26 protein-coding genes, 1 tRNA gene and 2 pseudogenes are annotated in these 26,682 nt (G+C 72.9%); 12 read left to right on the top strand and 17 right to left on the bottom strand.

The window, feature by feature from the left end; all coding sequences use genetic code 11:
• Window positions 1-317, bottom strand: a pseudogene (locus AC0IVP_RS08510) (hypothetical protein); the annotation flags it as partial.
• Window positions 318-374: 57 nt separating this feature from the next.
• Here AC0IVP_RS08510 and AC0IVP_RS08505 point away from each other — a divergent pair.
• Complete coding sequence (locus AC0IVP_RS08505) at window positions 375-869, top strand: inorganic diphosphatase (RefSeq protein WP_056293593.1); 495 nt, start codon at window positions 375-377, stop codon at window positions 867-869.
• Window positions 870-965: 96 nt separating this feature from the next.
• On the opposite strand, the gene AC0IVP_RS08500 is transcribed toward AC0IVP_RS08505, so the two are convergent.
• The gene (locus tag AC0IVP_RS08500; RefSeq protein WP_056294842.1) at window positions 966-1,568 is read right to left on the bottom strand and encodes a TetR/AcrR family transcriptional regulator; all 603 of its coding nucleotides are present in this window, start codon (window positions 1,566-1,568) and stop codon (window positions 966-968) included.
• Between the two features lie 54 nt (window positions 1,569-1,622).
• Here AC0IVP_RS08500 and AC0IVP_RS08495 point away from each other — a divergent pair, with 54 nt between their 5' ends.
• Window positions 1,623-2,420 carry an SDR family NAD(P)-dependent oxidoreductase gene (locus AC0IVP_RS08495; RefSeq protein ID WP_471755894.1) on the top strand — a complete coding sequence of 266 codons (798 nt, stop codon included), beginning with the start codon at window positions 1,623-1,625 and terminating at the stop codon, window positions 2,418-2,420.
• A gap of 5 nt (window positions 2,421-2,425) precedes the next feature.
• A complete protein-coding gene (locus AC0IVP_RS08490; protein WP_471755892.1) occupies window positions 2,426-3,463 on the top strand; it encodes an aldo/keto reductase in 1,038 nt (345 codons plus the stop codon).
• 4 nt (window positions 3,464-3,467) lie between these two features.
• On the opposite strand, the gene AC0IVP_RS08485 is transcribed toward AC0IVP_RS08490, so the two are convergent.
• From AC0IVP_RS08485 to tmk, 4 genes are all read right to left on the bottom strand, one after another.
• On the bottom strand, window positions 3,468-4,430 hold the full coding sequence (locus AC0IVP_RS08485) for an NAD(P)H-dependent flavin oxidoreductase (protein WP_056293600.1): 963 nt from the start codon (window positions 4,428-4,430) through the stop codon (window positions 3,468-3,470).
• A gap of 140 nt (window positions 4,431-4,570) precedes the next feature.
• A tRNA-Thr gene (locus AC0IVP_RS08480) sits at window positions 4,571-4,646 on the bottom strand.
• A 58-nt stretch (window positions 4,647-4,704) separates the two neighbouring features.
• The gene (locus AC0IVP_RS08475) at window positions 4,705-5,880 is read right to left on the bottom strand and encodes a DNA polymerase III subunit delta' (protein ID WP_471755890.1); all 1,176 of its coding nucleotides are present in this window, start codon (window positions 5,878-5,880) and stop codon (window positions 4,705-4,707) included.
• Window positions 5,877-6,542 (bottom strand): dTMP kinase, encoded by a 666-nt coding sequence (gene tmk / locus AC0IVP_RS08470; protein ID WP_056293605.1) that lies wholly within the window; start codon window positions 6,540-6,542, stop codon window positions 5,877-5,879. The genes AC0IVP_RS08475 and tmk overlap by 4 nt, the downstream gene beginning before the upstream one ends.
• An 80-nt stretch (window positions 6,543-6,622) precedes the next feature.
• Here tmk and AC0IVP_RS08465 point away from each other — a divergent pair, with 80 nt between their 5' ends.
• Window positions 6,623-7,411, top strand: coding sequence for a methyltransferase domain-containing protein (locus AC0IVP_RS08465; protein ID WP_471755888.1), 789 nt, complete (start codon window positions 6,623-6,625; stop codon window positions 7,409-7,411).
• On the opposite strand, the gene AC0IVP_RS08460 is transcribed toward AC0IVP_RS08465, so the two are convergent.
• The 4 genes from AC0IVP_RS08460 to AC0IVP_RS08445 all read right to left on the bottom strand — a co-directional run bounded on the left by AC0IVP_RS08460 (window position 7,390) and on the right by AC0IVP_RS08445 (window position 13,149).
• Window positions 7,390-8,154: a class I SAM-dependent methyltransferase gene (locus tag AC0IVP_RS08460; protein ID WP_471755886.1), complete on the bottom strand. Its 765-nt coding sequence runs from the start codon at window positions 8,152-8,154 to the stop codon at window positions 7,390-7,392. The genes AC0IVP_RS08465 and AC0IVP_RS08460 overlap by 22 nt on opposite strands.
• Window positions 8,155-8,183: 29 nt before the next feature.
• Entirely contained in the window at window positions 8,184-11,117 is a 2,934-nt protein-coding gene (gene topA, locus AC0IVP_RS08455) for a type I DNA topoisomerase (protein ID WP_471755884.1), read from the bottom strand.
• A gap of 188 nt (window positions 11,118-11,305) precedes the next feature.
• Window positions 11,306-12,835, bottom strand: a complete 1,530-nt coding sequence (locus tag AC0IVP_RS08450) for an alpha/beta hydrolase (protein WP_471755882.1) — start codon at window positions 12,833-12,835, stop codon at window positions 11,306-11,308.
• Window positions 12,832-13,149, bottom strand: a complete 318-nt coding sequence (locus tag AC0IVP_RS08445; protein WP_082556772.1) for a hypothetical protein — start codon at window positions 13,147-13,149, stop codon at window positions 12,832-12,834. Before AC0IVP_RS08445 ends, AC0IVP_RS08450 begins: the two co-directional genes overlap by 4 nt.
• 155 nt (window positions 13,150-13,304) lie before the next feature.
• Between AC0IVP_RS08445 and AC0IVP_RS08440 the strand changes: the two genes are divergently transcribed.
• On the top strand, window positions 13,305-15,974 hold the full coding sequence (locus tag AC0IVP_RS08440) for a DEAD/DEAH box helicase (RefSeq protein ID WP_471755880.1): 2,670 nt from the start codon (window positions 13,305-13,307) through the stop codon (window positions 15,972-15,974).
• Window positions 15,975-16,033: 59 nt separating this feature from the next.
• Here the strand turns inward: AC0IVP_RS08440 and AC0IVP_RS08435 are convergent.
• The 6 genes and pseudogenes from AC0IVP_RS08435 to AC0IVP_RS08410 all read right to left on the bottom strand — a co-directional run.
• Window positions 16,034-16,366, bottom strand: a pseudogene (locus tag AC0IVP_RS08435) (Rv3654c family TadE-like protein); the annotation flags it as partial.
• Complete coding sequence (locus tag AC0IVP_RS08430; RefSeq protein ID WP_471755878.1) at window positions 16,363-16,704, bottom strand: TadE family type IV pilus minor pilin; 342 nt, start codon at window positions 16,702-16,704, stop codon at window positions 16,363-16,365. The gene AC0IVP_RS08430 and the pseudogene AC0IVP_RS08435, both read right to left, overlap by 4 nt.
• 49 nt (window positions 16,705-16,753) lie before the next feature.
• On the bottom strand, window positions 16,754-16,996 hold the full coding sequence (locus AC0IVP_RS08425) for a DUF4244 domain-containing protein (protein WP_235564714.1): 243 nt from the start codon (window positions 16,994-16,996) through the stop codon (window positions 16,754-16,756).
• Window positions 16,997-17,137: 141 nt separating this feature from the next.
• Complete coding sequence (locus AC0IVP_RS08420; RefSeq protein ID WP_471755876.1) at window positions 17,138-17,860, bottom strand: type II secretion system F family protein; 723 nt, start codon at window positions 17,858-17,860, stop codon at window positions 17,138-17,140.
• Window positions 17,857-18,627, bottom strand: coding sequence for a type II secretion system F family protein (locus AC0IVP_RS08415; protein WP_471755874.1), 771 nt, complete (start codon window positions 18,625-18,627; stop codon window positions 17,857-17,859). Before AC0IVP_RS08415 ends, AC0IVP_RS08420 begins: the two co-directional genes overlap by 4 nt.
• The gene (locus AC0IVP_RS08410; protein WP_471755898.1) at window positions 18,624-18,935 is read right to left on the bottom strand and encodes an ATPase, T2SS/T4P/T4SS family; all 312 of its coding nucleotides are present in this window, start codon (window positions 18,933-18,935) and stop codon (window positions 18,624-18,626) included. The genes AC0IVP_RS08415 and AC0IVP_RS08410 overlap by 4 nt, the downstream gene beginning before the upstream one ends.
• Before the next feature lie 34 nt (window positions 18,936-18,969).
• Here AC0IVP_RS08410 and AC0IVP_RS08405 point away from each other — a divergent pair, with 34 nt between their 5' ends.
• From AC0IVP_RS08405 to AC0IVP_RS08380, 6 genes are all read left to right on the top strand, one after another.
• Window positions 18,970-20,664 (top strand): recombinase family protein, encoded by a 1,695-nt coding sequence (locus AC0IVP_RS08405; protein ID WP_471755872.1) that lies wholly within the window; start codon window positions 18,970-18,972, stop codon window positions 20,662-20,664.
• A 246-nt stretch (window positions 20,665-20,910) separates the two neighbouring features.
• Window positions 20,911-21,198 carry a hypothetical protein gene (locus AC0IVP_RS08400; protein ID WP_471755870.1) on the top strand — a complete coding sequence of 96 codons (288 nt, stop codon included), beginning with the start codon at window positions 20,911-20,913 and terminating at the stop codon, window positions 21,196-21,198.
• A 112-nt stretch (window positions 21,199-21,310) separates the two neighbouring features.
• The gene (locus tag AC0IVP_RS08395) at window positions 21,311-22,444 is read left to right on the top strand and encodes a hypothetical protein (RefSeq protein WP_471755868.1); all 1,134 of its coding nucleotides are present in this window, start codon (window positions 21,311-21,313) and stop codon (window positions 22,442-22,444) included.
• A gap of 68 nt (window positions 22,445-22,512) precedes the next feature.
• Window positions 22,513-23,151, top strand: a complete 639-nt coding sequence (locus AC0IVP_RS08390; RefSeq protein WP_471755866.1) for a hypothetical protein — start codon at window positions 22,513-22,515, stop codon at window positions 23,149-23,151.
• Window positions 23,148-23,747, top strand: a complete 600-nt coding sequence (locus AC0IVP_RS08385) for a hypothetical protein (RefSeq protein ID WP_471755864.1) — start codon at window positions 23,148-23,150, stop codon at window positions 23,745-23,747. Before AC0IVP_RS08390 ends, AC0IVP_RS08385 begins: the two co-directional genes overlap by 4 nt.
• Window positions 23,748-23,798: 51 nt before the next feature.
• Window positions 23,799-25,436 carry an SIR2 family protein gene (locus AC0IVP_RS08380; RefSeq protein WP_471755862.1) on the top strand — a complete coding sequence of 546 codons (1,638 nt, stop codon included), beginning with the start codon at window positions 23,799-23,801 and terminating at the stop codon, window positions 25,434-25,436.
• Window positions 25,437-25,454: 18 nt separating this feature from the next.
• Here AC0IVP_RS08380 and AC0IVP_RS08375 read toward each other — a convergent pair whose 3' ends face one another.
• A complete protein-coding gene (locus AC0IVP_RS08375) occupies window positions 25,455-25,754 on the bottom strand; it encodes a hypothetical protein (RefSeq protein WP_471755860.1) in 300 nt (99 codons plus the stop codon).
• A gap of 601 nt (window positions 25,755-26,355) precedes the next feature.
• On the opposite strand from AC0IVP_RS08375, the gene AC0IVP_RS08370 reads away from it, so the two are divergent.
• Window positions 26,356-26,670: a hypothetical protein gene (locus tag AC0IVP_RS08370; protein ID WP_471755858.1), complete on the top strand. Its 315-nt coding sequence runs from the start codon at window positions 26,356-26,358 to the stop codon at window positions 26,668-26,670.
• Window positions 26,671-26,682: the final 12 nt, after the last annotated feature.

Genomic DNA, 26,682 nt, shown 5'->3' with positions numbered 1-26,682 from the left:
ACCTCGCCCGGGGTGGCGCCGGCGACGACGGTGGTGGTGATCGTGGTGTCCGGGCCCAGCACCGTGACCGCGGCCAGCCCGGGGGCGGGGGTGTCGAGCTCGGGCAGCACCGCGTCGGGCACGGCGACGGCGTCCGAGGGCACCGCGGCCACGGTCGAGGGGTCGCGGTCGTCGTCCCGGACGGCGAACCAGACCCCGCCGGCGACCGCCAGCGCGACCAGGCTCAGGGCCACCAGGACCTGCCACGCGCGGCGGCGCCAGGAGCGCCGCGGCGCACTGCTGGCCGGGTCGCGGGAGGCGCGCGCGATGGCCTCCACCCCCCGATCGAGCACCTCGGCCACCCACGCCGGGCCGGCGTGGGCCACACTACGTCGGTGCAGTTCGACGTGACGGTAGAGATCCCCAAGGGCCAGCGGAACAAGTACGAGCTGGACCACGCCACTGGACGCATCCGGCTGGACCGGATGTTGTTCACCTCGACGCGGTACCCGGCGGACTACGGGTACATCGAGGCGACCCTGGGTCAGGACGGTGACCCGCTGGACGCCCTGGTGCTCCTGGAGGAGCCGACGTTCCCCGGGTGCCTCATCACCTGCCGGGCCATCGGCATGTTCCGGATGACCGACGAGGCCGGCGGGGACGACAAGGTCCTCACCGTCCCCGCGACGGACCCGCGGATGGCCCACCTGCAGGACATCACCGACGTGTCGGAGTTCGACCGCCTGGAGATCCAGCACTTCTTCGAGACCTACAAGGACCTCGAGCCCGGCAAGAGCGTCGAGGGCGCCAACTGGGTCGGTCTGGCCGAGGCCGAGGCGGAGATCAACGCCTCCTTCGAGCGCGCCAAGAACGCGCCCGGCCACCACTGACCCCCTCCTGACTGGCCGGTCTCCCCACGGCCGCCGAGCTCACCCGGACGACCGACGGGCGCCGCACCCCACCCGGGTGCGGCGCCCGTCGTCGTCTCAACCCCGGGCGGGGGCGTCCAGGGCGTGCAGCGCCTGGTCCAGGGCGGCCTCCAGCGGCCACGGGTCGCGCAGCGGCTGGCTGAGCACGAGACCGCCCTGGATCGCCGACAGCACCGACGCCGCGATGCGACGCGGGTCGACCGAGGCGTCCAGCTCCCCCGCCTGCTGCATCCGGACGACGCCGGCGGCGAGCAGGTCGGCCCAGGCGGTGAACGCCCCGGCGACGGTGGCCGCCAGTCCGGGGTCCCGGGCCGCCGCCTCGGTGGCCAGCGAGCCGATCGGGCAGGCCCACCGGCCCTGCCCGATGTAGTAGTCGACCAGCGCCGCCCGCCACGCCTCCCACGACGCCCGGGTCGACAGGTCGTGCACGTGCGGCTCCTGGGCGGCCAGCAGCTGGCCGCCCTCCCACTCCGCGACGGCCCGGACCAGCTCGGTCTTGCCACCGGGGAAGTAGTGGAAGAGCTGGCTCTTGCTGGTCAGCGTGGCGGCCCGGACGTCGTCCAGCGTGGTGCCGCCGATCCCGGCGGCCAGGATCTGGCGCCCGGTCTCCTCGACGATGCGCTGGCGGGTGCGTCGTCCCCGTTCGGTCAGCTCGGCCACGTGCCGCACGGTACCCGCTGGACCGCACGGTCCACTCCTGGTAGGAACTGGACCGTGCAGTCCAACTCAGACGTCCTGTCCACCCTGCCCCGCGACGACCGGCTGGCCGGCCGCACCGCGTGGGTCACCGGCTCCACCAGCGGCATCGGCGAGGCCACCGCGCACGTGCTGGCCGCGTCCGGGGCCACCGTGCTCGTCAGCGGCCGCGACGCCACCCGCGCCGCGGCCGTCGCAGACGCGATCACGGCCACCGGCGGCCGTGCGCTCGTCCTCGTCGCCGACCTGGCCGCCGCCCCCGACGCGTTGCGGGCGACCGCCGCCCGCGCGGTCGAGCTGGCCGGCGGCCGGCTCGACGTGCTGGTCAACAACGCCGGCGTCTACCCCGTCTCGGCCACCGAGGACCTGGCCGACGACGACCTCGAGGCCCTGCTCGCGGTCAACGTCCGCGCCCCGCACGTGCTGGTCGGCGCGATCGCCCCGGCGATGGCCGCCCGGGGGTCCGGGGTGGTCGTCGACGTCGGGTCCTGGATGGCCCGGGTGGGCAGCCCGTTCGGCGCGATGTACACCGCCACCAAGGCCGCCCTGGAGCAGCTGACCCGGGCGTGGGCCGCCGAGTACGGGCCCCGCGGGGTCCGGGTGAACACCGTGGCGCCGGGCGTGACGTCGACCCCGGGCAACGCCGGGGCCGAGGCGGTGCTGACGCAGATGACCGCGTCCACCGTCGCCGGACGTCCGGTCCGGCCCGTCGACGTCGCCCTCGCCGTCCGGTGGCTGGTCGGCGACGAGGCCGCCTTCGTGCACGGCACCACCCTCGACGTCGACGGCGGCATCCTCGCCGCCCGGGTCGGCTGACCGCCGTGGAGCTCCGCACGCTGGGCCGCTCCGGGCTGCTGGTCAGCCCGTTCACCCTGGGCGCCATGACGGTGGGCAACGACCAGTGGGGCTCCGACGAGGCCACCTCGGGCGCCGTCCTGGATGCCTACCTGGCCGCCGGCGGCAACGCCGTGGACACCGCGGACGTCTACTCCGGGGGCCGCAGCGAGGAGGTCCTCGGCCGGCTGCTGGCCGCCCGCGGGCTGCGCGACCGGGTCGTGCTGGCCACCAAGTACGGGTTCAACGCCGGGGGCGGGCCGCTGACCGGCGGCGCCGGGCGGATGAACGCCGTCCGTGCGCTGGAGGGGTCGCTGCGCCGGCTGGGCACGGACCGGGTGGACCTGTACTGGCTGCACGTGTGGGACGACGTCACCCCGGCCGAGGAGGTGCTGGCCACCATGGTCGACCTGGTCCGGGCCGGGAAGACCGGGCACTACGGGCTCTCCGACGTGCCTGCCTGGTTCGCCGTCCAGGTGGCGACGCTGGCCCGGGCGCACGGCGTGCCCGCGCCGGTCGCGCTGCAGCTGGAGTACTCGCTGGTGGCCCGGTCGATCGAGCAGGAGCACGTCCGGGCGGCCCGGGAGCTGGGGATGGGCATCGTGCCGTGGAGCCCGCTGGCCGGCGGCTTCCTCAGCGGCAAGTACCACCCCGGGCAGCCCGCCACGGCCGGGCGCCTGTCCGGCCCCAACCCGTTCGGGGACACCAAGGACACCCCCGGCAACTGGGCGGTCCTCGAGGTGCTGCGCGCCGTCGCCGACGAGCTCGGCCTGCCCGCGGCACAGGTGGCACTGGCCTGGGTGCTGGGGCGCCCCGGGGTCGACTCGGTGCTGGTCGGCGCCCGGACCCCGGAGCAGGCCCGCGCCAACCTGGCGGCCGCCGACACCGTCCTGCCGGCCGACGCGCTGGCCCGGCTGGACCGGGTCAGCGCGCCGGAACTGGGCTTCCCGTACGCGACCTACACGGCGGCGATGACGACGGCGGTCATCACCGGCGGCACCCCCTACCGGCGGCTGCGCGGCTGACGGCTCAGACGCCGGCCAGCACCGTCCGCAGCTCGGCCACGGCCTCGGCGTACTCCCGGCCGAAGCGGGCGATCAGCTCGCCGGCCGGGAGGACGGCGTCGATGGCGCCGATGCCCTGGCCCGAGCCCCACACGTCGCGCCAGGCCTTGCTCTCCCCCGACCCGAAGCTCATCGCGCTGGGGTCGGAGGTGGGCAGCGCGTCGGGGTCCAGGCCGGCGGCGGTGATGCTGCCGCGCAGGTAGTTGCCGTGCACGCCGGTGAACAGGTTGCTGTAGACGATGTCGTCGGCGGCGCTGTCCACGATCATCTGCCGGTAGCCCTCGACCACCCGGGCCTCGGTGGTCGCCAGGAACGCCGAGCCGATGTAGGCCAGGTCTGCGCCGGCGGCCTGGGCGGCGAGCACGGACCGGCCGTGCGCGATGGCGCCGGAGAGCACGAGCGGGCCGTCGAACCAGCGGCGGATCTCCCGGACCAGGGCGAACGGGCTCTGCGTCCCGGCGTGCCCGCCGGCACCCGCGGCGACGGCGATCAGCCCGTCGGCGCCCTTCTCCACCGCCTTGTGCGCGAACCGGTCGTTGATGACGTCGTGCAGCACGATGCCGCCGTAGGAGTGCACCGCGTCGTACACGTCGGAACGGGCGCCCAGCGAGGTGATGACGACCGGCACCTCGTGCTCCACGCACAGCGCGACGTCGGCCTCGAGCCGGTCGTTGGAGCGGTGCACGATCTGGTTCACCGCGTACGGCGCGACGGTGGCCCCGGTCGCCGCGGCGGCCGCCAGGCGTTCGTCGATCTCGGCCAGCCAGTCGCCGAGCATCGCGGCCGGCCGGGCGTTGAGCGCCGGGAAGGACCCCACGATGCCCGCCGAGCACTGCGCGACGACGAGGTCGGGGCCGCTGGCGATGAACATCGGCGAGGCCACCACGGGCAGGCTGAGCCGGCCCTGCAGGACGTCCGGGATCGACATGGGTGCAGCTCCCTCCTGGTCACGCCGCGGTGCGTGAGCCTGCGGGCAGTCTGCCGGTCAGCCCTGACTGCCCGAGCACCGGGGCCGGGGACGACGACGGCCCCCGTCCGTGGGGACGGGGGCCGTGCGGGTCGGTGTGGTGGAGCCGCCTGTCGGAATCGAACCGACGACCTTCTCATTACGAGTGAGATGCTCTACCGACTGAGCTAAGGCGGCGTGCTGCGTCGGAGAGCTTACGGGACCGCCTGCGAGGACCCGAGCACCGGTGCGGGTGTCACGCCGGCAGCCGCAGGGCCACGCACAGCGCCTCGATCGCCACCTGCGGCTTGACGTTGCGCTCCAGCGCGGTGCGGGCGGCGAGCACGGCGTCGATCCGGCGCAGGGCGCCCTCGGCGCCGATCTTCTTGGCCAGCTCCGTGGCGTCGGCCGCCCGGTCGGGGTGCGCCAGCTGCGGCACCCGGGTGAGGTCACCGCGCACGGTGTGGATGACAAGGGCGTCCCGGTAGAGCGAGGCCAGGTCGACCAGCGCCCGGTCCAGGGAGTCGCGCCCCAGCCGGGTGGCCCGGGACTTCTGCTTCTTCTCCAGCTCCTTGAGCTGGCCGGCGCCCCGGCTGGCCGCGGCGACCCCGGGCCCGCGCGCGCCGATGCCCAGGCTGGCCTTGACCGCCTCGGTCTCGGCGCCGTCGGTGACCGCCGTCGTCCGGTCGGACTCGACCTTGGCCGCGGACACCAGGTCGTCGGCGGCGTTGAGGCAGGCAGCCAGGCTGACCAGCGACAGCGGGACGTCCAGGACCGCCTTGCGGGACATCCGGGCCTCCTCGTCGCGGGCCAGGTGCCGGGCCCGCCCGACGTGCCCACCGGCTGCCGCAGCCGACCAGGAGGCCAGCGCCAGGTCGATGCCGTCCCGGCGGACCAGCACCTCGGCGACGGCCTCGACCGGCGGGGTGCGCAGCGCCACCACCCGGCAGCGGGAGCGGATGGTGACCGGCACGTCGTCGGGGTGCAGCGAGGGCGCGCACAGCAGGAAGACCGTCCGGGGCGGTGGCTCCTCCAGCATCTTCAGCACGGTGTTGGTGGCCTGCTCGGTCATCCGGTCGGCGTCCTCGACGATCACCACCTGGAACCTGCCCTGGGACGGCGCCCGGCCGGCCAGCCGGACCAGCTCGCGGGTCTCGTTGACCCCGATGGACAGCCCCTCGGGTGCCACGACCCGGACGTCGGCGTGCGTGCCGGCCAGCGCCGTCCGGCAGGCGTGGCAGGTGCCGTCACCGCCGTCGGGGCACTGCAGGGCGGCGGCGAAGGCGCGGGCGGCCACCGAGCGACCCGAGCCGGGGGGCCCGGTGAACAGCCAGGCGTGCGTCATCGAGGCCGGGTGCGCCACGGCCTGGGAGAGCTCGGCCACGACGGCCGGCTGCCCGACCACGTCGGTCCAGACGCCCCCGGCGCTCACGGTCGGTCCACCAGCAGCTGCCCGACCCGGTCCCGGACGGCGGCGGACAGCTCGTCGGGGGTCTGCTGGGCGTCCAGCACCAGGTAGCGGCGCGGCTCCGCGGCGGCCAGGTCCAGGAACGTCGCCCGCACCCGCTCGTGGAAGGCCAGCGACTCGGCCTCCAGCCGGTCCGCGGTCGAGCGACCCCGCGCGCGGGCCAGCCCCACCTCCGGCGGCAGGTCCAGCAGCACGGTCAGGTCGGGCACCAGACCCCCGGTGGCCCAGCGGGACAGGGCCAGGACCTCCTCCAGGGGGATGGTGCGCCCGGCACCCTGGTAGGCCAGCGAGCTGTCCACGTACCGGTCGGTGACCACGACCTCGCCGGCGGCCAGCGCCGGGTCGAGCAGCTCGTGCACGTGCTGGGCGCGGTCGGCGGCGTAGAGCAGCGCCTCCGCACGGGAGGACAGCGCGGTGTTGCCCGGGTCCAGCACGAGCTGCCGGATCGTCCCGCCGATGGCGGTGGCCCCGGGCTCACGGGTGCCGCGGGCGGCCCGGCCCTGCCCGGACAACCAGCTCAGCAGGTGCCGCACCTGGGTGGACTTCCCGGCGCCCTCACCACCCTCGAACGCCAGGAAGACACCACGGACGGCGGTCCGGGCGGGCGGGGACGGGACGGCGGGGATGCGGTCTCCTCGGGGTGGGACGGGGTGGTCCCCACGCTACCGGCGGGTGCCGACAGCCCTGGTGCAGCAGGGTGGGGTGCGTGCCCGCCGACTGGTCCCCGCCGCAGTACCTCCGCTTCGCCGACGAGCGGGCCCAGCCGTTCCGGGACCTGGTCTCCAGCATCGGCGAGGTCGACCCGGCCGTGGTGGTCGACCTGGGTTGTGGCACCGGGGAGCTGACGGCGTCGCTGGCTGCCCGGTGGCCCGGCGCCCGGGTCACCGGGGTGGACGCCTCGGTCGCCATGCTGGCCGCCGCGGCCGAGCACGCCGTCCCCGGGCAGGTGACGTTCGAGGCCGCCGACCTGACCACGTGGACACCGGCCGGCCCGGTCGACGTGCTGGTCAGCAACGCCGCTCTGCAGTGGGTGCCCGACCACCCGCGGCTCGTCGTGGAGTGGGCCGGGGCGCTGGCCCCCGGCGGCTGGCTGGCGTTCCAGGTCCCCGGCAACCACGCCGCCCCCACCCACGCGCTGCTGGCCGACCTGTGCCGGGACCCGCGGTGGTCCGACCGGGCCGGCGCCCTGGCACCCACCACCGACAGCGTGCTCGACCCGGCGGGCTGCCTGGGCGTGCTGGAGTCCGCCGGCCTGGCCACCCGGACCTGGGAGACCACCTACCTGCACGTGCTCACCGGACCCGACGCGGTGCTGGGCTGGGTGCGCGGGTCCGTGCTGCGCCCGGTCCTGGCCGCCCTCGGGGACGACGCCCCGGGGTTCGAGGCCGAGTACGCCGACGCCCTGCGCACGGCCTACCCGCCGCGGCCGGACGGCACCACGCTGCTGCCCTTCCGGCGGGTGTTCGCGGTGGGTCAGCGCGGGACGAGCCGGTAGGCCCGCGTCACGTACGACAGCTCCAGCACCTCACGGCCGGCGGTGTCCGGGTGCCGGGCCAGCAGGTCGCGCAGACCGTCCAGGAACCGCTCCCGCTCGGCCGGGGACATGGTGGCCACGTGGCTGCGGGTGCCGATGCCCAGCACCACCTGCTCGGGGGTCTGCCGCTGCACGACGCCGGACTGGTGCATCGCCACGTCGGCGGGCAGGGCGGCTGCGAAGGCGTCCACGACGGCCTGGTCGGCCTCCTGGCCACGGAGCTCGTCGCCCAGGTCACCCTCCAGGGCGCGGACCCAGGGGACGGTGAGGTCGCGGGTGTTCCAGACCCAGCCGACCACCCCGCCGGGCCGCAGCACCCGGCGCAGCTCCGCGGCGGTCGGCGCGGGGTCGAACCAGTGCGCGGCCTGCCCGGCGACGACGGCGTCCACGCTCGCGTCGGGCACCGGCAGCGCCTCCGCCCCGCCCACGTGAGCGGTGACCTGCGGCAGCCGGGCGCCGAGCTGGGCGAGCATCGGGGCGGACGGGTCGACGGCGACCACCTCGTGCCCGGCCGCCAGCAGCTGGTCGGTGAGCAGCCCGGTGCCGGCACCGAGGTCGAGCACCCGCAGCGGGCGCTCGCCCAGCAGCGCGGTCACCGCGTCGGCCGGGTAGCCCGGGCGCAGGGCCGCGTAGTCCGCGGCCACCGAGCCGAAGGAGGTGCGGCGGGCGTCCCAGCCGGCCTGGTCGAACTCGCCGTCGGTCACGCCTGCCGCTCCCCCGTCGTCCTGTCCGGTCAGCTGCCGCCCGCGGGGACGACGCCGGTGCCGGTGGTCGTCCGCGGGGCGGCCTTCTTCGCGGTCGTCTTCTTGGCCGTGGTCGTCTTCTTCGCCGTGGCCGCTGTGGTCTTGGCTGCCGTCGTCTTGGCTGCCGTGGTCTTGGCTGCCGTCGTCTTCTTCGCGGTCGTCTTCTTGGCCGTCGTCTTCTTCGCGGTCGTCTTGCGGACCGCCTTCTTCTTCACCGGGGCCCGCTCGCGCCGGTCGGCGAGCAGCTCGGCGGCCCGCTCCAGGGTGATGGTCAGCGGGTCGTCGCCCTTGCGCAGGCTGGCGTTGGACTCACCGTCGGTGACGTAGGGCCCGAACCGGCCCTCGCGCACGGTGACCAGGCCGTTGGTGACCGGGTCGGGGCCCAGCTCCTGCAGCGGCGGCTTGGCCGCGGCCCGACCGCGCTGCTTGGGCTGGGCGAAGACCGCCAGCGCCTCCTCGAGCGTGGTGGTGAACAGCTTCTCCTCGCCCTCGATGGAGCGGGAGTCGGTGCCCTTCTTCAGGTAGGGCCCGTAGCGGCCGTTGAGCGCCTGGATCTCCTCGCCGTCGGGCGCGACGCCGACCGTGCGGGGCAGGGTCAGCAGTTTGAGCGCGTCCTCGAGGGTGATCGTCTCCGGGGACATCGAGGCGAACAGGCTCCCCGTGCGCGGGGACTCCTTGCTGTCCTCGGGGACCACGGTGGTGACGTAGGGGCCGTACCGGCCGGCCTTGACCAGCACGGTCTGACCCGTCTCCGGGTCCTTGCCGAGCTCGCGGTCGCTGGAGGGCGCGTTGAGCAGCTCCTCGACCTTCTCGGGGGTGAGCTCGTCGGGGGCGATGTCGTCGGCGATGGAGACGCGGGCGCCGTCCTCGCCGCCGGCCTGCAGGTAGGGGCCGTAGCGCCCGACCCGGACCATGACCGGCTTGCCGTCGGAGGTGGTGGCGCGCAGCGGGATCGAGTTGACCCCGCGGGCGTCGATCTCCTCCAGCCGCTGGCCGACGACGGACTTGAGCCCGCCCGAGGCCGCGATGCCGCCGGCGTGCCCGCCCTCGCCACCGAAGTAGAACTCGGTCAGCCAGTCGACCCGGCGCAGCGTGCCGCCGGCGATCTCGTCGAGCTCGCCCTCCAGGGAGGCGGTGAACTCGTAGTCCACCAGCGCCGCGAAGTGCTGCTCGAGCAGGTTGACCACCGCGAAGGCGATGAACGTCGGGACCAGGGCGGAGCCCTTCTTCCAGACGTACCCGCGGTCCTGGATGGTCTGCATGATCGAGGCGTAGGTGGAGGGCCGGCCGATGCCGAACTCCTCCAGCGCCTTGGTCAGCGAGGGCTCCGTGTACCGGGCGGGCGGTGAGGTGGTGTGGCCCTTGGCGTCCAGCGACCGGGTGTCCAGCAGCTGACCGCGGGTGACCCGGGGCAGCCGGCTCTCGGCGTCGTCGGCGTCGCCGACCTCGTGCTCCTCGCGGCTCTCCACGTAGGCCCGCAGGAAGCCGGGGAAGGTGATCGTGCGGCCGCTGGCGGTGAAGGTGACGGCCTCGTCGGTGGTCGAGGTGCCGGCCAGCCGGATGCTGACGGTGTTGCCGACGGCGTCGGACATCTGGGAGGCGACGGTGCGCTGCCAGATCAGCTCGTAGAGCCGGAACTCCTCGCGGGCCAGCTGGCTGGCCAGCTGACCGGGGGTGCGGAAGGAGTCACCGGCGGGGCGGATCGCCTCGTGCGCCTCCTGGGCGCCCTTGGCCTTCTTGGAGTAGCGGCGGGGCTCGGCCGGCACGTAGGCGTCGCCGTACAGCTCGCGGGCCTGGGTGCGGGCGGCCCGCAGCGCCGTCTCGGACAGGTTCGTCGAGTCGGTGCGCATGTAGGTGATGAAGCCGTTCTCGTACAGCCGCTGCGCGGTGCGCATGACCTGCTGGGAGGACCAGCCGAACTTGCGGCCGGCCTCCTGCTGCAGCGAGGACGTGGTGAACGGGGCGTAGGGACGGCGGCGGTAGTCCTTCTGGTCCACCCGCACGACCTCGACCGGGCGGCCCTCCAGCCGGGCGGCCAGCCCGCGGGCGCCGGCCTCGTCCAGGTGCACGACGTCGCTGGCCACGGTGCCGGTGTCGGGCTCGAAGTCCCGGCCGGTGGCGACCCGGCGGTCGTCGACGCTGGCCAGCTTGGCGGTCAGGCTGGTCGGTTCGCCCTCGTCGGTGACCGCGGCGGCGTCCTGGACGTCGAAGACGCCGGACAGGCTCCAGTAGTCCGCGGCGGTGAAGCGCATCCGGGCCCGCTCGCGCTCGACCACGATGCGCGTGGCGACGGACTGCACGCGTCCGGCGGACAGCTTGGGCAGCACCTTCTTCCACAGCACCGGGGAGACCTCGTAGCCGTAGAGCCGGTCCAGGATCCGCCGGGTCTCCTGGGCGTCGACCATCGCGGTGTCCAGCTCGCGGGGGTTGGCCAGGGCCCGGGCGATCGCCTCCGGGGTGATCTCGTGGAAGACCATCCGCCGGGTCGGGACCTTGGGCTGCAGGGTGTCGACCAGGTGCCAGGCGATGGCCTCGCCCTCGCGGTCCTCATCGGTGGCCAGGAAGACCTCGGAGGCGTCCTTGACCAGCGACTTGAGCCTGGCCACCTGCTGCTTGCGGTCCGGGCTCACCACGTAGAGCGGGTGGAAGCCGTTGTCCACGTCGACGCCCAGGCGGGCCCAGGACTCGCCCTTGTGCGCGGCGGGGACGTCGGCGGCGTTGCGCGGCAGGTCCCGGATGTGGCCGACGCTGGCCTCCACGACGTAGCCGCTGCCCAGGTAGCCCGCGATCGTCTTGGCCTTGGACGGCGACTCCACGATGACCAGCGGCTTGCCCCCGGAGGCCGCCGCGGTCCGCTTGCGCGGCGGGGTGGCCTTGCCGCCCTCGGCGGACTCGGGGGTGGTCTTCGCGGTCTTGGTGGGCAACGGGACTCCTGTCGGGTGCTGCTGTGTGCAGGCGCCGGGACCGACCCGGGCACCGGGAGGGCGGTGGCTCCGGCCCGCTCGGCGTGCGCCACGGTAGGCCACGGTGCCGACGGGACCGCCGGAGACGAGCGGACCCGGGCGCGCCGCCCTCCCGGCCCGGCCCGTCGGTGGACCCGTCGATGGACCCCTCAGTCCGGCCGCCGCGTCCCGGCGACGACCTCGGCGATCGCCTCCACGGTCGGGAACCAGGGGCTGTAGTACTCGGTGTGCAGCTGCACCGGGGTGGTGGGCAGCGCGGTGTCCCCGAAGCCCGCGTCGAAGGGACTGCCCTGGTACCAGTCCGACGTCGAGACCGGGTCGAATGGGGTCCAGGCGCCGAAGACCTCGTCGGCCTCCAGGTCACCCGCCTCGTGCGCCCCGACACCCGGGCTGCCCAGCAGGACCAACGCGTCGGCGGCCAGCTCGCCGTCGGCGCGGGCCGCCTCCCCCGCGACCAGGGTGCCGTAGCTGTGGGCGACCAGGGTCGTCCGCGGGAGGGCGGGGCCCGACGCCAGCGCGCCCGCGGCGCGAGAGGCGGCCAGGCCGTCCAGGGCCCGGTCCAGGTCAGGGCCGCCGACGACCGCGCGCCGCGGGGACAGCACGTTGCCCAGGTGCGGGGTCTCGTAGCCCAGCCACGCCACCGTGGCGACGGCGAGGCCCGGGGCGGCGGCCTGGGCCAGGGACTGCACGCTCAGCGCGTCCCCGGTCATGCCGTCCAGGTCCCCGGTGACCGAGGTCAGCATCCCGGGCACCAGCACGCCTACGGCCTGCGCGGTGTCCAGGTCCCCGGCGGACAGGGCGGTCAGACCGCGCACCGGGTCGAAGAGCAGCAGCTGGGCCGTCTGGCCCGCCGCCTCGACCACGGCGAGCTGCGCGGCGGTCGCCCGGGCCTCGGCCAGGCCGGGTGCCGTGGGGTCGGCCAGGGTCGCGGCCAGCACACTGCGGTTGGCCTCGTCCCGCGCCCAGGCGGGCAGGCCCTCCAGTCGGCCCACCCCGGCGGGGTTAGCGACGATCGCGGCCTGCTGCTCGGCGGTGCTCAGCCCGGACCACCAGGTGGCCGCGCCGGTCGGGTCGACGTGCGGCACCGGGGGCGCGGACACCGCCGCGGCCGCGGCGGCGGCCACGTCGCCGAAACCGACCGGCCCTGCTCCTCCGACACCGGCCACGACCAGCGTCTCCGCCGACGCCCCCGCGGCGGCCAGCACGGCGGCGGCCGCGGTGAAGGCCTCGCGAGCGTGGCCCTCGGCCCGGCTGGCGGCGTGCTCGCGGTCGGCCACGGCGGTCAGCTGGTCCTCGGCCATCGCGGCGGTCGCGATCGGCGGCACGAGGCCGTCGTCGGACAGGGCGACCGGCCCGGACGCGGCCCAGCCGCGTGCCGACGCGGCCGCCTCCTGCGCGGCGCCGGCCTGGGTCACCACGACGCCCAGCGAGTCGGCGCTGCCGGCCAGCGCCGCCTGCACCTGGCCGGCGGTGGTGGACAGCTCGACCAGTGCGGTGGCCGCGACGTCGGCGGCCGGGCCGGACCACAGCGGCGTGGAGCGCAGCAGCTCGGCCAGCGAGTCCACCCGCACCCGCCAGGCGCCCAGTGACTCGGGCACCCCGGACAGCCCACCGACGGCGGTCTGCAGCGCGGGCAGGTCCCAGGACTCGATCGCGGCCAGCCCGACCGGACCGCTCATCGGGCGATCGCAGCGTGCGGCCCGGCCCCGACCCGCTCGGACACCAGCGCGTCGACGGCGCGGTAGGAGGCCACCGCACCGGTCAGCACGGTCGCGAGGTCCTGGGTGCGGGCCGCCAGCGACTCGACGAGCCCGCCCCAGCCCAGCCCCGTTGCGGCCAGGTGCTCGCCGGCCGGCCCGCTGAGCGCCTGCCCGAGACGGGCCCCCTCCCCCCGGGTGGCCGACCCCTCGGCCGCGAGCTCGGCGCCCAGGCCACCCAGCTGGCCGGCGAGGGCGTCGGCGTCGTCCAGTTGCACGGTCACGAGGTCGGGCACGGGTGTCTCCTGCTCGATGGGGCCCCGGTCGGGCCCGGCAGGACAGACGGTGTCCGCCGGGAGCGCGCCCCGTCGGCCGTCGTCCACAGGCGGGGACGGCGTCCACAGATCCGCCCCGTCACCGCCTGGTTGCCGACAGGTGTGACAGTGGAGGGGTGACGTCGTCCGCCTCCCGTCCGGCTGCCGTGGACGGGCTCCCCGGGGACGAGCTGCTCGAGGCGCTGCTGACCGGCACGCCCGAGGAGGACTCCCCGGTCACCCACGTGCACCGGCTCCCGGTCCGCGAGGCCAGCACCGGTGCCTGGCCGACCTGGGTGCCGGCGGACCTGCGCGACCGGCTGGTCTCCCGCGGCGTCCGCGAGCCCTACGCCCACCAGGTCGCCGCCGCCGAGCTGGCGCACGCCGGGCAGCACGTCGTCGTCGCCACCGGGACGGCGTCGGGCAAGTCGCTGGCCTACCAGCTGCCGGCGTTGTCGACACTGGCCGAGGACGACCGCGCGTGCGTGCTCTACCTGGCCCCGACCAAGGCGCTGGCCCGGGACCAGCTCGCGGCGGTGTCCGCGCTGGCCGACCCCTCGGTCCGCCCGGCGGCCTACGACGGGGACACCCCGCAGGAGGAGCGCGACTGGGTCCGGCGGCACTCCCGCTGGATCGTGACCAACCCGGACATGGTCCACCGCGGGATCCTGCCCGGGCACCAGCGCTGGTCCTCCACGCTGCGGCGGGTCGCCTACGTCGTCGTCGACGAGTGCCACGCCTACCGGGGGGTCTTCGGCTCCCACGTCGGGCACGTGCTGCGCCGGCTGCGACGGATCTGCCGCCGGTACGGCGCGGACCCGGTCTTCGTGCTCGCCTCGGCGACCGTGGCCGACCCGGCGACGGCGGCGACCCGGCTGGTCGGGGCGCCCGTCGCCGCCGTCACCGAGGACGGCTCGCCCCGCCCGGGCGCGACGTTCGCGCTCTGGGAGCCGCCGCTGACGGAGAAGACCGGTGAGCACGGGGCACCGCTGCGTCGCTCGGCCGCCGCCGACGCCGCCGGACTGCTGGCCGACCTGGTCGAGCAGGGCGCCCGCACGCTGGCCTTCGTCCGCTCCCGGCGGTCGGCGGAGTCCGTCGCCGACCAGGCCCGCCGGATCCTCACCGACCGCGGCCGCACCGACCTGGTGCGCCGGGTGGAGTCCTACCGCGGCGGCTACCTGCCCGAGGAGCGCCGCGAGCTGGAGCGTGCGCTGTCGGCCGGGGACCTGCTCGGGGTGGCGACGACGAACGCCCTCGAGCTGGGCATCGACATCGCCGGCCTGGACGCGGTCGTGCTGGCCGGCTACCCGGGCACGCTGGCCTCGCTGTGGCAGCAGGCCGGGCGTGCCGGGCGCGCGCAGCGGGAGTCGCTGGTCGTCTTCGTCGCCCGCGACGACCCGCTGGACCACTACCTGGCCCACCATCCGCGCGCGGTGTTCGGCCGGCCCGTCGAGGCCAGCGTCACCGACCCCACCAACCCCTACGTGCTGGGGCCACAGCTGTGCTGCGCGGCCGCGGAGCTGCCGCTGACCGCCGACGAGCTGGCCGACTTCGGTGGCGACGCCGCCCGCGCCGCGCTGGACCAGCTGGTGGCCTCCGGTCAGCTGCGCGAGCGGCCCACCGGCTGGTACTGGGCCGGTCGGGGCCGGCCCGACGTCGACATCCGCGGCTCCGGGGCCGAGCCGGTGTCGATCATCGAGGGCTCCACCGGTCGGCTGCTGGGCACCGTCGACGGCGATGCCGCGCACTCCGCGGTCCACGAGGGCGCGCTGTACGTGCACCGCGGCGAGACCTACGTGGTCGACGAGCTCGACGTCGAGGACGCCTGCGCGGCCGTGCACCCCGAGAGCCCCGAGTGGACGACGGTGGCCCGCGACGTCACCGACCTGTCCATCGTCGACATCGACACCACCCGCCGGTTGGGAACGGTCACCGCCCACACCGGCACCGTCGACGTCACCAACCAGGTGGTGGCCTACCAGCGGCGGCGGCTGGGCACCGGCGAGGTGCTGGCGGAGTTCCCGTTGGACCTGCCGGCCCGGCAGCTGCGCACCCGCGCGGTGTGGCTGACCCTCGACGAGCGGGCCATCGCGCGCGCGGAGCTCGACGACCTGGAGCTGCCCGGCTCGCTGCACGCCGCCGAGCACGCTGCGATCGGCATCCTGCCGCTGCTGGCGACCTGCGACCGGTGGGACCTGGGCGGGGTCTCGACGGCGCTGCACCCGGACACCGGCGCCGCGACGATCGTGGTCTACGACGGTCACCCCGGCGGCGCCGGTTTCGCCGAGCGCGGGCACGCGGTGCTGCGCCGCTGGCTGACCGCGACCCGGGCGACCGTGGCCAGCTGCGAGTGCGAGTCCGGCTGCCCCTCGTGCGTGCAGTCCCCCAAGTGCGGCAACGGCAACGACCCGCTGGACAAGGCCGGCGCGGTCCGGGTGCTCGACGTGGTGCTCGACGAGCTGGCCGCCGCCGGGGACACCGGCGACGAGGACAGCGACGACGCCGGGGACCCGGCGGCTGCCGACCCCCGGGGCCTGGGCGGGCCGCACGCGCTGGCCCGCGCGGCGACCTCCTCGGCGCACTCCCGGGCACTGCGGCGCAGGCAGCGGCTCAGCGGCTCCCTCGGCGCCCCACCGCCGGTGACCACGGTCCGCCCTCCGCGCGCGGTGCGCCCGGACGAGGCCGTGCCGTGGCCCGAGGAGGCGCCGGCCGACCCCGAGGACGCCGCGCCGGAGTCCGGGCCCGAGGACGCCGACGCCGCGGAGGACCGGTACACCCGGCCCGACGAGGACGACCTGGTCTTCTGACCCGGCTCCCGGCCGGCCGCGGTCGCTGTGTCGGTGCCCGGCGGGACCGGGCCCGCCCGGGCGCGGGCCTCGGCGGCGGTCACCCCCAGCGGCCCCAGCCGGACCGGGACCGACACCTCCACCGAGGCGACCGCGTCGGCGGCCACCACGCACGAGGTCAGTGCCGCCCCGTTGGCCGCGGCGACCTCCCCCGCGGTGACGCAGGCCGCCGGGTCGCCGAGCACCGCCCGCCCGGCCGCGGCCAGCGCGGACAGGTCGGCGGCCGTCGTCGCCCGGTGCCGGGCCACCACCGCAGCACCGACCAGCACGGTCACCGCACCGAGCGCCGCCAGCAGGCCCGCCAGCGCGACCACCCAGACGGTGGCCGAGCCGCGTTCGTCGTCGTCCCTCACGGGGGTGCTCCCCCGACGCCGGGCTCGACCAACCCGGTCGCCGTGGCGGACACGGTCACCGCCACCGGCAGCGGTCCCAGCGGCTGGACCCGTGCCGAGACGGTCACGGTGACCTGGTCCCCGGTCACCGTCGAGGTGACCACGGCGCCGTCGGGACCCGCCCGGCCGGCCAGCGACGTGACGAGGGCGCTGCTCTCCCCGCGCGCCGCGGCCCGCGCACCCTCCCGGGCCGCGTCCACGCAGCGCAGCTGGGCGCCGACCACCACGACCGCGGCCACCGCACCGGCCAGCACCAGGAGCAGCACCGGGAGCACGACGGCGGTCTCGGCGGTGACCATCCCCCGCTCGTCCCGTGCGCGGCGGGCCCACCGCCGGCCGGCCACGCCCTCAGCCCAGCGTCGCGAGGGCGTCGGCCACCAGGCCGGTCAGCGCGGTGACCACGGACCCGCCGGTGACCACCTGGTAGAGCACCGCTGCGAACGCGCAGGCCGCCACCGTGCCGACGGCGTACTCCGCGGTGCTCATGCCCTCCTCGGGGTCGGCGGTCAGCCGGGCCCACCCCCGCCGGAGCGGCCCCGCGGTCGCCGTCCCCGAGCTGTCGTACCCGTCCACCGTCTGCTGCTCGTCCACCGTCTCGTCCTCCCTGCGTCCCGGCTCTCGGGGCACGGTCCGAGCCTGGGTGCCGGCGGGTCCGGCCGGGGCCTCCCCGCAGGTCCTGTGGACGACGCCCTGCGTTGGGGACGACGGCCAGCGCCCCCGCGTGGTCCGTGCTCACCCGAAGACGTCCGCGGCGATGCCCAGCACCAACGGCGCGACGCCCAGGCACAGGAACGCCGGCAGGAAGCACAGCCCCAGCGGGGCCAGCACCCACACCCCCGCCCGCTGCACCGCGACCGAGGTGGCCGCCCGCTCGGCCACCCGGCTGTCGGCGGCCAGCCGCTGCAGCGCCGGGACGACGGCGGACCCGGACTCCCCCGCGCGCACCACCACCCGGGCCAGCGCCGCCGCCCCCTCGGGCACGTCGGCCCAGGCGACGCGGGCCGACGCGCCCAGCCGCAGCCGGCCGGCGACGTCGTCCAGCGCACCACCCAACGGGCCCCCGACCGCGGCACCGACCGCCGCCACCGCCCCGGTCACCGGGGTGCCCCCGGACAGGCAGACGGCCAGCAGGTCGGCGGCCACCGGGAGGTCGGCGCGCACCCGCCGGGCGTCCGCGTCGCCCCCCGGACCCTCAGCGGCCCGCCGCTGCCACCTCTCGAGGCCGACCGCCACCGCGCCGGCCACGACGACCGTGCCCGGCCCGACGCCGCCCAGGGCCAGCACGGCGGCGGCCGCCACCCCGGCCACCACCCAGCGCCGCCGAAGCCCGGCCGGCGGGGTGGGCAGGGTCGCGCCCGGGGCGGGAGGGCGCCGCAGCCGGTCGGCCCCGACGTGCCGGGCGGGCGCCCAGAGCAGCAGCGCCGCGGCGAGGCACAGCAGCACCGCCGGGGTCACGCGCGCGCCGCCCGACGGACCAGCCGGCCGGTCCAGGCCAGCCCGGCCACCTCGAGACCCACCCCCGCGACGAGCAGCAGCGTGCCCGTGCCGGTGGTGGTCAGCACCCGCCACGGGTCGGCTCCCACCCCGGCGCCCATCAGCAGGCCCAGCACCGGCAGCCCGGCCAGCACGACACCCGACGCCCGGGGCCCGGCCACGGCCGAACGGAGCTCGGCCGCGGTCGCCAGCCGGGCCCGCAGGTCGTCCTCGGCCGCCCCCACGACGGCGGCGAGCGAGCACCCGGTCCGGGCACTGACCACCGCGGCGGCCGCGACCCGGGCCAGCACCGCGCGCGATGCCTCGGGGACCGCGTCGTCGACGGCCCCGCTGCGCAGCGCGGGGGCCAGCGCCCCGGCGACCACCGGGTGCGGGCAGGCCGCCACCGCGGTGCGGGTGGCCTCCTCGGCCGGCCGCCCGGCCCGGAGCTCGGCCGCCAGCACACCCAGCGCCTCGGCCAGCGCCCGCACCTGCCTGTCGAGGTCGCGGTCCCCGGCCCGCCGTCGCCAGGCACGCAGGGCGACCGCGAGGCAGCCGGCGACCAGCAGCCCGACGACGGGGGTGGCCAGCAGCGCCGCCGCCAGGCCCCCCAGCGGGGCCAGCGTCCACCCGCCGGGCAGCACGGCCCGCGCCGGGCGGCCGCGGCGGCCCAGCCGGCGCACCACACGTGCCGTCGGCCGCGGCCAGCACACCAGGGCGGCGGCCAGGCACAGCAGGCCGGCGCTCACGGTGCACCCAGCAGCCGGACCAGCTCCGGGCGCCCCGGCACCGCGCCGCCGTCGGCCCGCCAGCCCGGCACCACCTCGACCAGCTCGCCCACCCGGCGGACGACGCCGAGCTCGTCCACCCGACGCCCGGCGGGCCCCCGGCGCAGGTGCACCACCACCGCCAGCGCCGCGGCGGCCTGACTGTGCACCGCCAGGCGGTCCAGCCCGGCGGCCACCCCGAGCGCCTCCAGCCGGGCCGGCAGGTCGGCGGCCCGGTTGACGTGCAGGGTGCCGCAGCCCCCGTCGTGCCCGGTGTTGAGCGCAGCCAGCAGGTTGCGTAGCAGCTAATACAATTTCGAAGTGATGAACGCAACAGCACCACGTCGAGCCGCGATCTACCTGCGGATCTCATCTGACCCCGAAAGTCGACGGGTCGGTGTCGACCGCCAGGAGCGGGACTGCCGTGACCTGTGCGACGAGTACGGGTACGACGTGGTGGAGCTCTTCAGCGACAACGACGTGTCCGCCTCCACGCTGAGCCGTCGCGGCCGTCCCGGGTACGAACGCATGCTGGCGGCGGCGCGAGCGGGCCGGGTGGACGTTGTCGTGGCGTTCTCGACATCGCGGCTGACCCGTCGCCCGGCTGAGTGGGAAGCGCTGTTCGACCTGCACCGCGAGCGCGGGACGACCTTCCATCTGTTTCGGCGTGGGCTGCTCGACTTGTCCAAGCACACAGTGCGTCGTGACTTGCGGAACGACGCCAACTCGGACGCCTACTACGCGGAAGAGATCAGTGCGAACGTCACCGATGCGTCGCGGCACCGCGCACAGCGAGGCGAGTGGCACGGCGGCCAGGTCCCCTACGGCTTCGTGCGGGTCGGGCCCAAGGGCGAACAGGGCAAGCTGGAGCACCACCCCGAGCGCGCGGACATCGTGCGCGAGTCGGCCCGCCGCATCTTGAACGGCGAGACCCTCTACTCGGTGTGCATGTCCCTCAACGGTCGTGGCCTGCTGACAGCCCCGACCAAGCGCAGCCCGGAAGGTGCGCGATGGGGCGCACGAACGCTCAAGCGAGTCCTCACGAGCCCCAACACGGTCGGCATCCGCTTGTACGAAGGCCAGGAGCACGCGGGTCAGTGGCCGGGCATCCTCGACCGCAAGACGTGGGACCGGCTGGTCACGCTGCTGAACGACGACGACCGCGCCACTCGCCAGTCTTGGCTTCCGGCTCAGAAGTACATGCTGAGTGGCCTCATGGTCTGCGGGCTCTGCGGAGCCAAGCTGACGAGCAACACGGTCAAGAAGAACTTGGACACAACCCAGCGCCGGGTGTCCTTCATCTGCAGCCCGATCACGAACGGCTGCGGGAGGATCCGGATCAACTCTGACGCTGCCGAGACGTTCGTCGTACGCCAGGTGCTGGCCGTGCTCGACGTCCCGGCCGTGCGAGATGGCCTGACGTCGCGCGACGAGTCGGCCGAGGATGACGAACTCCGGCAGGCCGTCCGCGAGGACGAGCGCCGCCTTCGCCGGCTTGAGGACGAGCTGTACGACGACGTCATCGACCGGCCGACCTACAACCGCCAGCGCGACCGAATCACCGAGCGCGTCGAGGCGAACCGGCGACGGCTCAGCGCGACGCAGAGGGCCACGTTCGTACTCGACACCGGTGGGCGGTCGCTGAATGACGCATGGCGCGAGCACGCGGACGACGTGGCTTGGCGGCGAACTCTGCTCCTACACATGATGGATCGCGTCATCGTGAACCCGCACCCGTCCGACATGACCTCGACCATCACCGCCAAGCGCGGCGAGACGGTCGACCAGCTGGCCGAACGCCGGGCCGAGCACGCAGCCAGAGTCATGGCTCGCCGTGCCTTCATCGAGTGGAAGGTCGAGACGCTGCCGGACGGCGTTCCGGCCATCGATGACGCGGCGCTGGCCGGGCTGACTCCTGACGAGCGCGCGGCGCTCTGGCTGACGCGGATGCACGCGAACCAGCCCGTGCAGGTCACCAGCGCGCAGCGGGTGGATGAAGTCACCACGCTCATGCGCTGATCCATAAAGTCATCGAAGATTGACTTTTCTCGCAGTCAGCGACACGTAAGAGAGCATTCTTGCAAGACGCGTCTCTTAATGACACACCGACGCCATTCTCGATCGCGCGCCGGGGTAGACATTGGTAACAACTAGGCTAGATTTGTCTTAACCGAACGACGTAGCCGTTGGGTCCGAGGAAGAACACCAGGAACCCAGCGGCACACTTGTGCCCTGCCCTGGGTTCCGCGAACCCAGGGAGCCTTGATGGCTTACAACCGCTTCGGCCCGCAGCCCATCCGCGAAATCATCTGGACCGCCGGCTACTCGCACTCGGTCTTCGCTGAGCTGACCGGGGTCCACCCCTACTCGCACGTCCGGCTGGCTATCTACGGCTACTGCCCGCCGTCGCACGAGCTGCGCAAGCGTGCCGCTGAACTGCTGGAACGGCCCATCGAGGACCTGTTCACGGCGGAGTCGCTGGCGACGTTGCACCAGCCGCGTCGGTCGCGCGGTGACCGCTCGCTGGCGCATAAGCAGTGGATGTCCTCGTGAGGCCGAACGACAACAGGACCCGGACGGCTGAAGTCCGAGTCCCGCTGCCTTCGAGGTCGACGAGTGCCTGCCAGTCCTCGCCTAACGGTTCGCCTATTGGAAGTGATCCGCTGTGAACGACGATAGCTGGCCGCAGCGCCAGTCCACCGCGGAAGAACTGCGAATTCTGACCGGCCCGACGGATCAGCTTTCGGATAGCGGCATCTTCAGCAATGAACTCATGCGTCGCCTTGCCCAGAAGCGAGCCGACGAAGTTGTGGGCAGTCTCAGTGGTAGCGCGAAGTGGCCGCGGGTCGACCTGGCCGCGATCTATGCCGACGGGCTCACTCCGATCGTGCCCGACGTCGTGCAGCGCCAGGACGGCCGGTTCTTGCTCTACTCGGGCCTGCCCAACTGCGTCTTCGGCGACCCCGGCTCCGGCAAGACCGCGATTGCCCAGTGGGCGGCCGCCGAGGAGATCCGCGCCGGGCACTCCGTCGTGGTCATCGACTACGAGACGACCGTCCGGGTGTGGCTGGCCCGCATGCGGGCGCTGGGGGTGCCCGACGCCGACGTCGTGGAGCGGCTGTATTACTGCAGCGTCTCCGAGGGCGATGAGCCGCCCACGCCTCCTCCTGGCACGTCTTTGGTCGTCATGGATTCGCTGACCGGCGCGCTGGACGCCACGGGCCTGGACCCGAACAGCTCCCAGGACATCCAGGCGGTCTACCGCCGCATGATCAACCCGTTCACCGACGCGGGCATCGCGGTGCTGGTCATCGACCACGTGGGCCACGGTGACAAGACCAGGCCGATGGGGTCGATCCGCAAGACCGGCATCGTGCAGGGCGCCATGTATCGCATGGAGGTCGTCGCGCCCTTCGGCCGCGGTCGTCACGGCCAGGCCGTCCTGCGGCTGCACAAGGACAACATGGGCGGCACCGAGGCGGCCAAGAAAGACATCGTCGCCAAGTTCTCGATGTCGTCCACCGGCGGCGGTGCCGACGTCCAGTGCTCGCTGTCCGCCGGCGATGACATCGCGACGCTCTCGGCCATGGCCCAGGTGGGCATGAATGCGGTCGAGAAGAAGAAGGCCGAGATTTTGACTCTGCTTTCCGACAATGAGCCGCGACCTACCACAAAGATCGCCGCCGCCGTGAAGGGCAACCGCGCCACGGTGAGTACCGCAATCACCGATCTCGTGACCGAGGGCGTCTTGACGCACGAGAAGCGTGGAAAGGCTGACTTCTACTCGATCTCGCCGTGATGGTCGATCTGTACTAGGCCGTTACTACGTAACCCCAGACAGGGTTCTGTTGGTGGATCTGTACGCAGGTGCAGATCCACCGACTGGCCATCTACCAGCAGTTTCTGCTGGGTTCGCTCATCTGTACGCCGAAGCAAATGTACGCCGATCTGCACGCAAGTACAGATGCCCGACGTGCAGATATCAATCCACCGAAGACCATGATGAAAGGACCCATGATGGGCAAGAGACGCGATGGAGCGCGCTTCAAGCAGCAGATGCGCGACTTCGAGGCCCGCGAGGTCGCTGGCGGGTCTCCCAAGTTGTCGGTCGTCAGCGGCCACATCGATGCAGCCGCCGCCGGTGAGCCCCTGACGGCCGCCGAGCCGACCGCCATGACCGGTGCGCTGGGCCCTCCTCCCCTGGCGGAGCTGTCCGAGCTGCTGGGGGTCCGGGTCACCGGCGCGGAGGGCATCGGCTACCGGGACGGTCGGCCGGTCCACTGGCGGCTCACCTTCTCGGAGGCCTCGGTTCCGGCGGCTGAGATCGCCACCAAGCGTCTCCGGTGGGCCTACTGGCTGAACCTTATGGCCGACTACTGGGGCCGGACTCCTGGGGCCTCTCAGCTGGTCACGGCCGATTGCCGCCGGGCCCTTCGACTTCTCCACGAGCACGTGGAGATGCATGACCGCATGTCCACCTACACAGAAAGTGAGAACAGATCATGAGCGACGACTACGACGACCTGACCCCCGAGCAGACCGAGGGCCTGGAGTACGACGTCGACACGGCGATGGAGAATGCCTTGGCGATTCCGGAGCTGAACCGGCTCTGCGCCAAGGCGATCACCCAGGCCGAGAAGGCTCTTTCCCCTGCCATGTCCGGTCGGCACGTTCAGTCGTGCCTCCATGCCGTCGATGCGGCCTACGTGCCGAACGTTGGGCACGCGGTCAAGGGCCAGGGCCGGGACAGCGAGCTCCGCGCGTACCTGTGCCTCGACCACCCCGGCCGGCTGATGTGCAGCAAGCCGGAGGATCGGCACGGGTCCGGCTGCATGGCGGGCCACCTGGCGCGCGAGCACCCGGAGCTGATGGAGCCGGTTCAGTGCTACGTCTGCAAGATGTCGATCCCGAGCGACGAGGCGACGCCGGTGCGGGGCTCGATCGTGCTCCGCGACGAGTTGCCGATCTACCCGTCCAACGACCGGACGTTCACCTATCGCGGCGCGATACGGGTCTTGCCCTGGGCCTGGCTGTGCGTTCGGCACTCGGGCGCCGTCGACCTGCCCATCCGCATGGAGTGGCACCTGATCAAGTCGCGGTGAGACCAGGCCCGGCGATGGGGTTCTGTCGGTGCGCTGCTCTACGGTCACGCCGTGGCTAACGAGTCTGACCAGTCCATGCCTGAGCACCTGGCTGCCCTGCGTGACGTCTTGGTCGCGGCGAACGCTCTACCGGTGCTGTTCGTCGGCTCAGGGATGTCGCGACGTTACATCGGATCGCCAGACTGGGATGGATTGCTGGAGCAGTTCGCCGACCTCACCGACCGCCCCATCAGTTTCTACCGCGGGCGCGCTAAGAACGATAAGCCGCAGATTGCTTCACTCATTGCAGAGAAGTTCTATGACATCTGGTTCACGGATGACCAGTACGAGGATTCTCGGGCATCATTCCAGGCAGAGGTCGAACGAGAGGCCGACCCTCTCAAGTTCGAGATGGCGAAAGCCATTAGCGGTCTAGAGTACATCAACGAGGATGATGTCACGGCGGAACTCGACGCTTTGTCTCGGGTCCGCACTCACGCCGTCGTCACAACCAACTGGGACACGATCTTTGATGAGACGCTGTCCGACTTGGAGGTGTTCGTAGGACAGCAGGACGTCCTCTTTGCTACGACCCAGACGATCGGTGAGATCTACAAAATCCATGGTTCAGTGACTGATCCCAAGTCGATGGTTCTCACAAGCGAGGATTACGACGCATACTGGGAACGAAACCCGTATCTGATTGCAAAGCTACTCACTATGCTTGTTGAGCATCCAGTGATGTTCCTGGGGTACAGCCTCAGTGACCCTCACATCAACCGGATGCTCAGCAACCTAATCACCTGCTTGACCCCTGAGCAGATCGACGTCTTGAACGACCAGCTCATCTTCGTGCGTCGCCCGCGATCCGCGGACGACGTTGGGGCCCTCACGCGCAGCTCCCTTACCGTCGAACCCCACACGCTTAGCATCCGGGAGTACGTCTGCGACGACTACACCCAGCTCTACGACATGCTTGGCGAACTTCCGCAGAAATTCTCCGTGAAAATGCTTCGGCAGCTGCGGGAGAGCGTCTACGAGCTGACGTTCTCTACTGAACCGTCCGGGCGCGTTCACGTGCTCCCGATGGAAGAAGGAGCCGACCCCGAAGATATCGAGGTCGTTGTCGGCATCGGGACGATGGAACGTCTGGGCGAGAGGGGGTATCGAGCGCTCAGCCGCGCGGACCTTGTGCGCGACATGCTCAATGGCGCTACCGACCATAACGCCAGCCTTCTCCTGAAGGACCTTCTGCCGCGCCTTTTCCGTGGTGCGAAGTATGTGCCGGTGTACTACCCACTTCTTGCCGCTGGACGTGTCGGCAGCTCTGGCACGGTCGCTGATACAGACGGGCTGCCCGCGAATGCTCGCGCACTACTGAGCGGGTCGACTCCCCTCAAGCCTTACGCAGTGCGAGACTTGGCGCACCGGCGCACCCAGACCTTCCGGGAACTGTTGGCCGAGGACCGCGCCGTCGCCCTAGATTTCGGCGTCTCCTGTCGGTACGAGGCCGATGATGTTGTCGCACTTCGGGATTTCTTGTTGAACGAGATTGGTACCTCAGAATCAGTCAAGACCCCTCAAGCCAAGCTGAGTTGCAAGTTCGACCGTCTTGTCTACGGTCCAGACTTCGACGGTGACCAGAAGGCGCTTCTGACCGCACTTGGCATCAAGGCTTCCTGGGTAACGAAGCAGCACGGCCTGGCGTAGTGCGAACCAACAGGCAGGTCATCGCAAGCGATGCGGAAAGAGGCGCGCGACCACGCCCCTCAACCCGGTGGGTTCAGATGGCTGATCGTCAATCGAATGATCGATGACACGCGGCCCAGGCAGGGCCTCGGGGGTGTTCGGCGGCCGCAGCTCATGATGAAGCACGCGCGGATCGCCGGTTACCTCGAACGCCCAGCGCTGATGCTGTTGAGCCGAGCGCTGACGAAGAAGGCTACCGCCCTCGTGAAGAGCCTTCACGAGAACCGCCGCGAGGCCGCCCGAGCCAAGAAGGCCAGCGACCAGCAGGTGCCACTCCATCGGTTCTCCGCATCAGCCCACACCCCCAGCGAGTGCGGATCTGTCGAAGACCGCAGTTTCCGTGCTCGGCAGCATATATAGGTGAGGACTAGGGGCCTCGGCGACCTTTGCGGGTCATTTCCTCGGGTTGTTCGCCGGTCGCTTCTCACAGTCGCTAGGCCAGTGAGTTGCGAGCAGCGGCCCGAGGGCTGCCGTACTGCTGATGTTGCTATATGGGCGTCGCTCAGGGCATCGCGCCCTGCCTTGCCTTGCAGGCAAACTCGAAGCTAGTTGGCGGATCGCCAGTTCACTTCGCGGCCCTGCTCGGCCAGTTGACCCAGGTTACCTCCGATCCTGTGCGCCGCGCTACTGGCCGTATCGGTCACGGCTCCCGAATCGATGACACGTGCTCGGGTGTCAGCCATTGCGAAGGCAGCACGCGCCCAGCCCCGCACGGCTCCCCTCCCCCACTCAGGGCGCCACGCCAGCCCATCACGCTCGAACTGCGATATCACGCCGAGTTACCGCAACTGGACGGTTAGTGATTGACGAACCTCATCGCGCGGTCGATTGTTCGTTCCGAGGCGGAACCGTCTCGCAACGACACAAGGAGGCCACGCCCGTGATCGACTTCCAGCAGATCGCCAGCGGCACCAAGCCCGCATCAGACGCCGAGCTGCCCGCCAGCACCCGCAAGAACTCGAAGCCCAACCCGTTCGTCCAGCTGGTCGCCGAAGCCGTCAAGACCGGCAAGCGGTACGACCTGCCGGGCCGGTTCAGCCTGGCGCCGTACGCCGGTCGCAAGAACGCCTGCGAAGCACAGACCGTCGTCAGTCACCTACATGCGGCTGGCCGAGTCGAGGGAGTGAAGCTGGCCGTCCGGCGCTTCGACGCCACGGCTGAGGGTTGCCGCATCGCCTTCCGAGTCCAGGCATGACCGAGCCTGAGC

Source organism: Klenkia sp. AC732 (genome assembly GCF_979256525.1).
This window is presented reverse-complemented; position numbering and strand designations above follow the sequence as displayed.

Coding starts and splice junctions, on each gene's coding strand:
- AC0IVP_RS08485 (WP_056293600.1), bottom strand. CDS start 4,430: ATGTCGATCCCGGACGTCCTGCAGGGCCGGCTCAGCCTGCCCGTGGTG.
- AC0IVP_RS08450 (WP_471755882.1), bottom strand. CDS start 12,835: ATGAGCGGTCCGGTCGGGCTGGCCGCGATCGAGTCCTGGGACCTGCCC.
- AC0IVP_RS08430 (WP_471755878.1), bottom strand. CDS start 16,704: ATGGTCACCGCCGAGACCGCCGTCGTGCTCCCGGTGCTGCTCCTGGTG.
- AC0IVP_RS08405 (WP_471755872.1), top strand. CDS start 18,970: ATGAACGCAACAGCACCACGTCGAGCCGCGATCTACCTGCGGATCTCA.
- AC0IVP_RS08400 (WP_471755870.1), top strand. CDS start 20,911: ATGGCTTACAACCGCTTCGGCCCGCAGCCCATCCGCGAAATCATCTGG.
- AC0IVP_RS08385 (WP_471755864.1), top strand. CDS start 23,148: ATGAGCGACGACTACGACGACCTGACCCCCGAGCAGACCGAGGGCCTG.
- AC0IVP_RS08375 (WP_471755860.1), bottom strand. CDS start 25,754: ATGGAGTGGCACCTGCTGGTCGCTGGCCTTCTTGGCTCGGGCGGCCTC.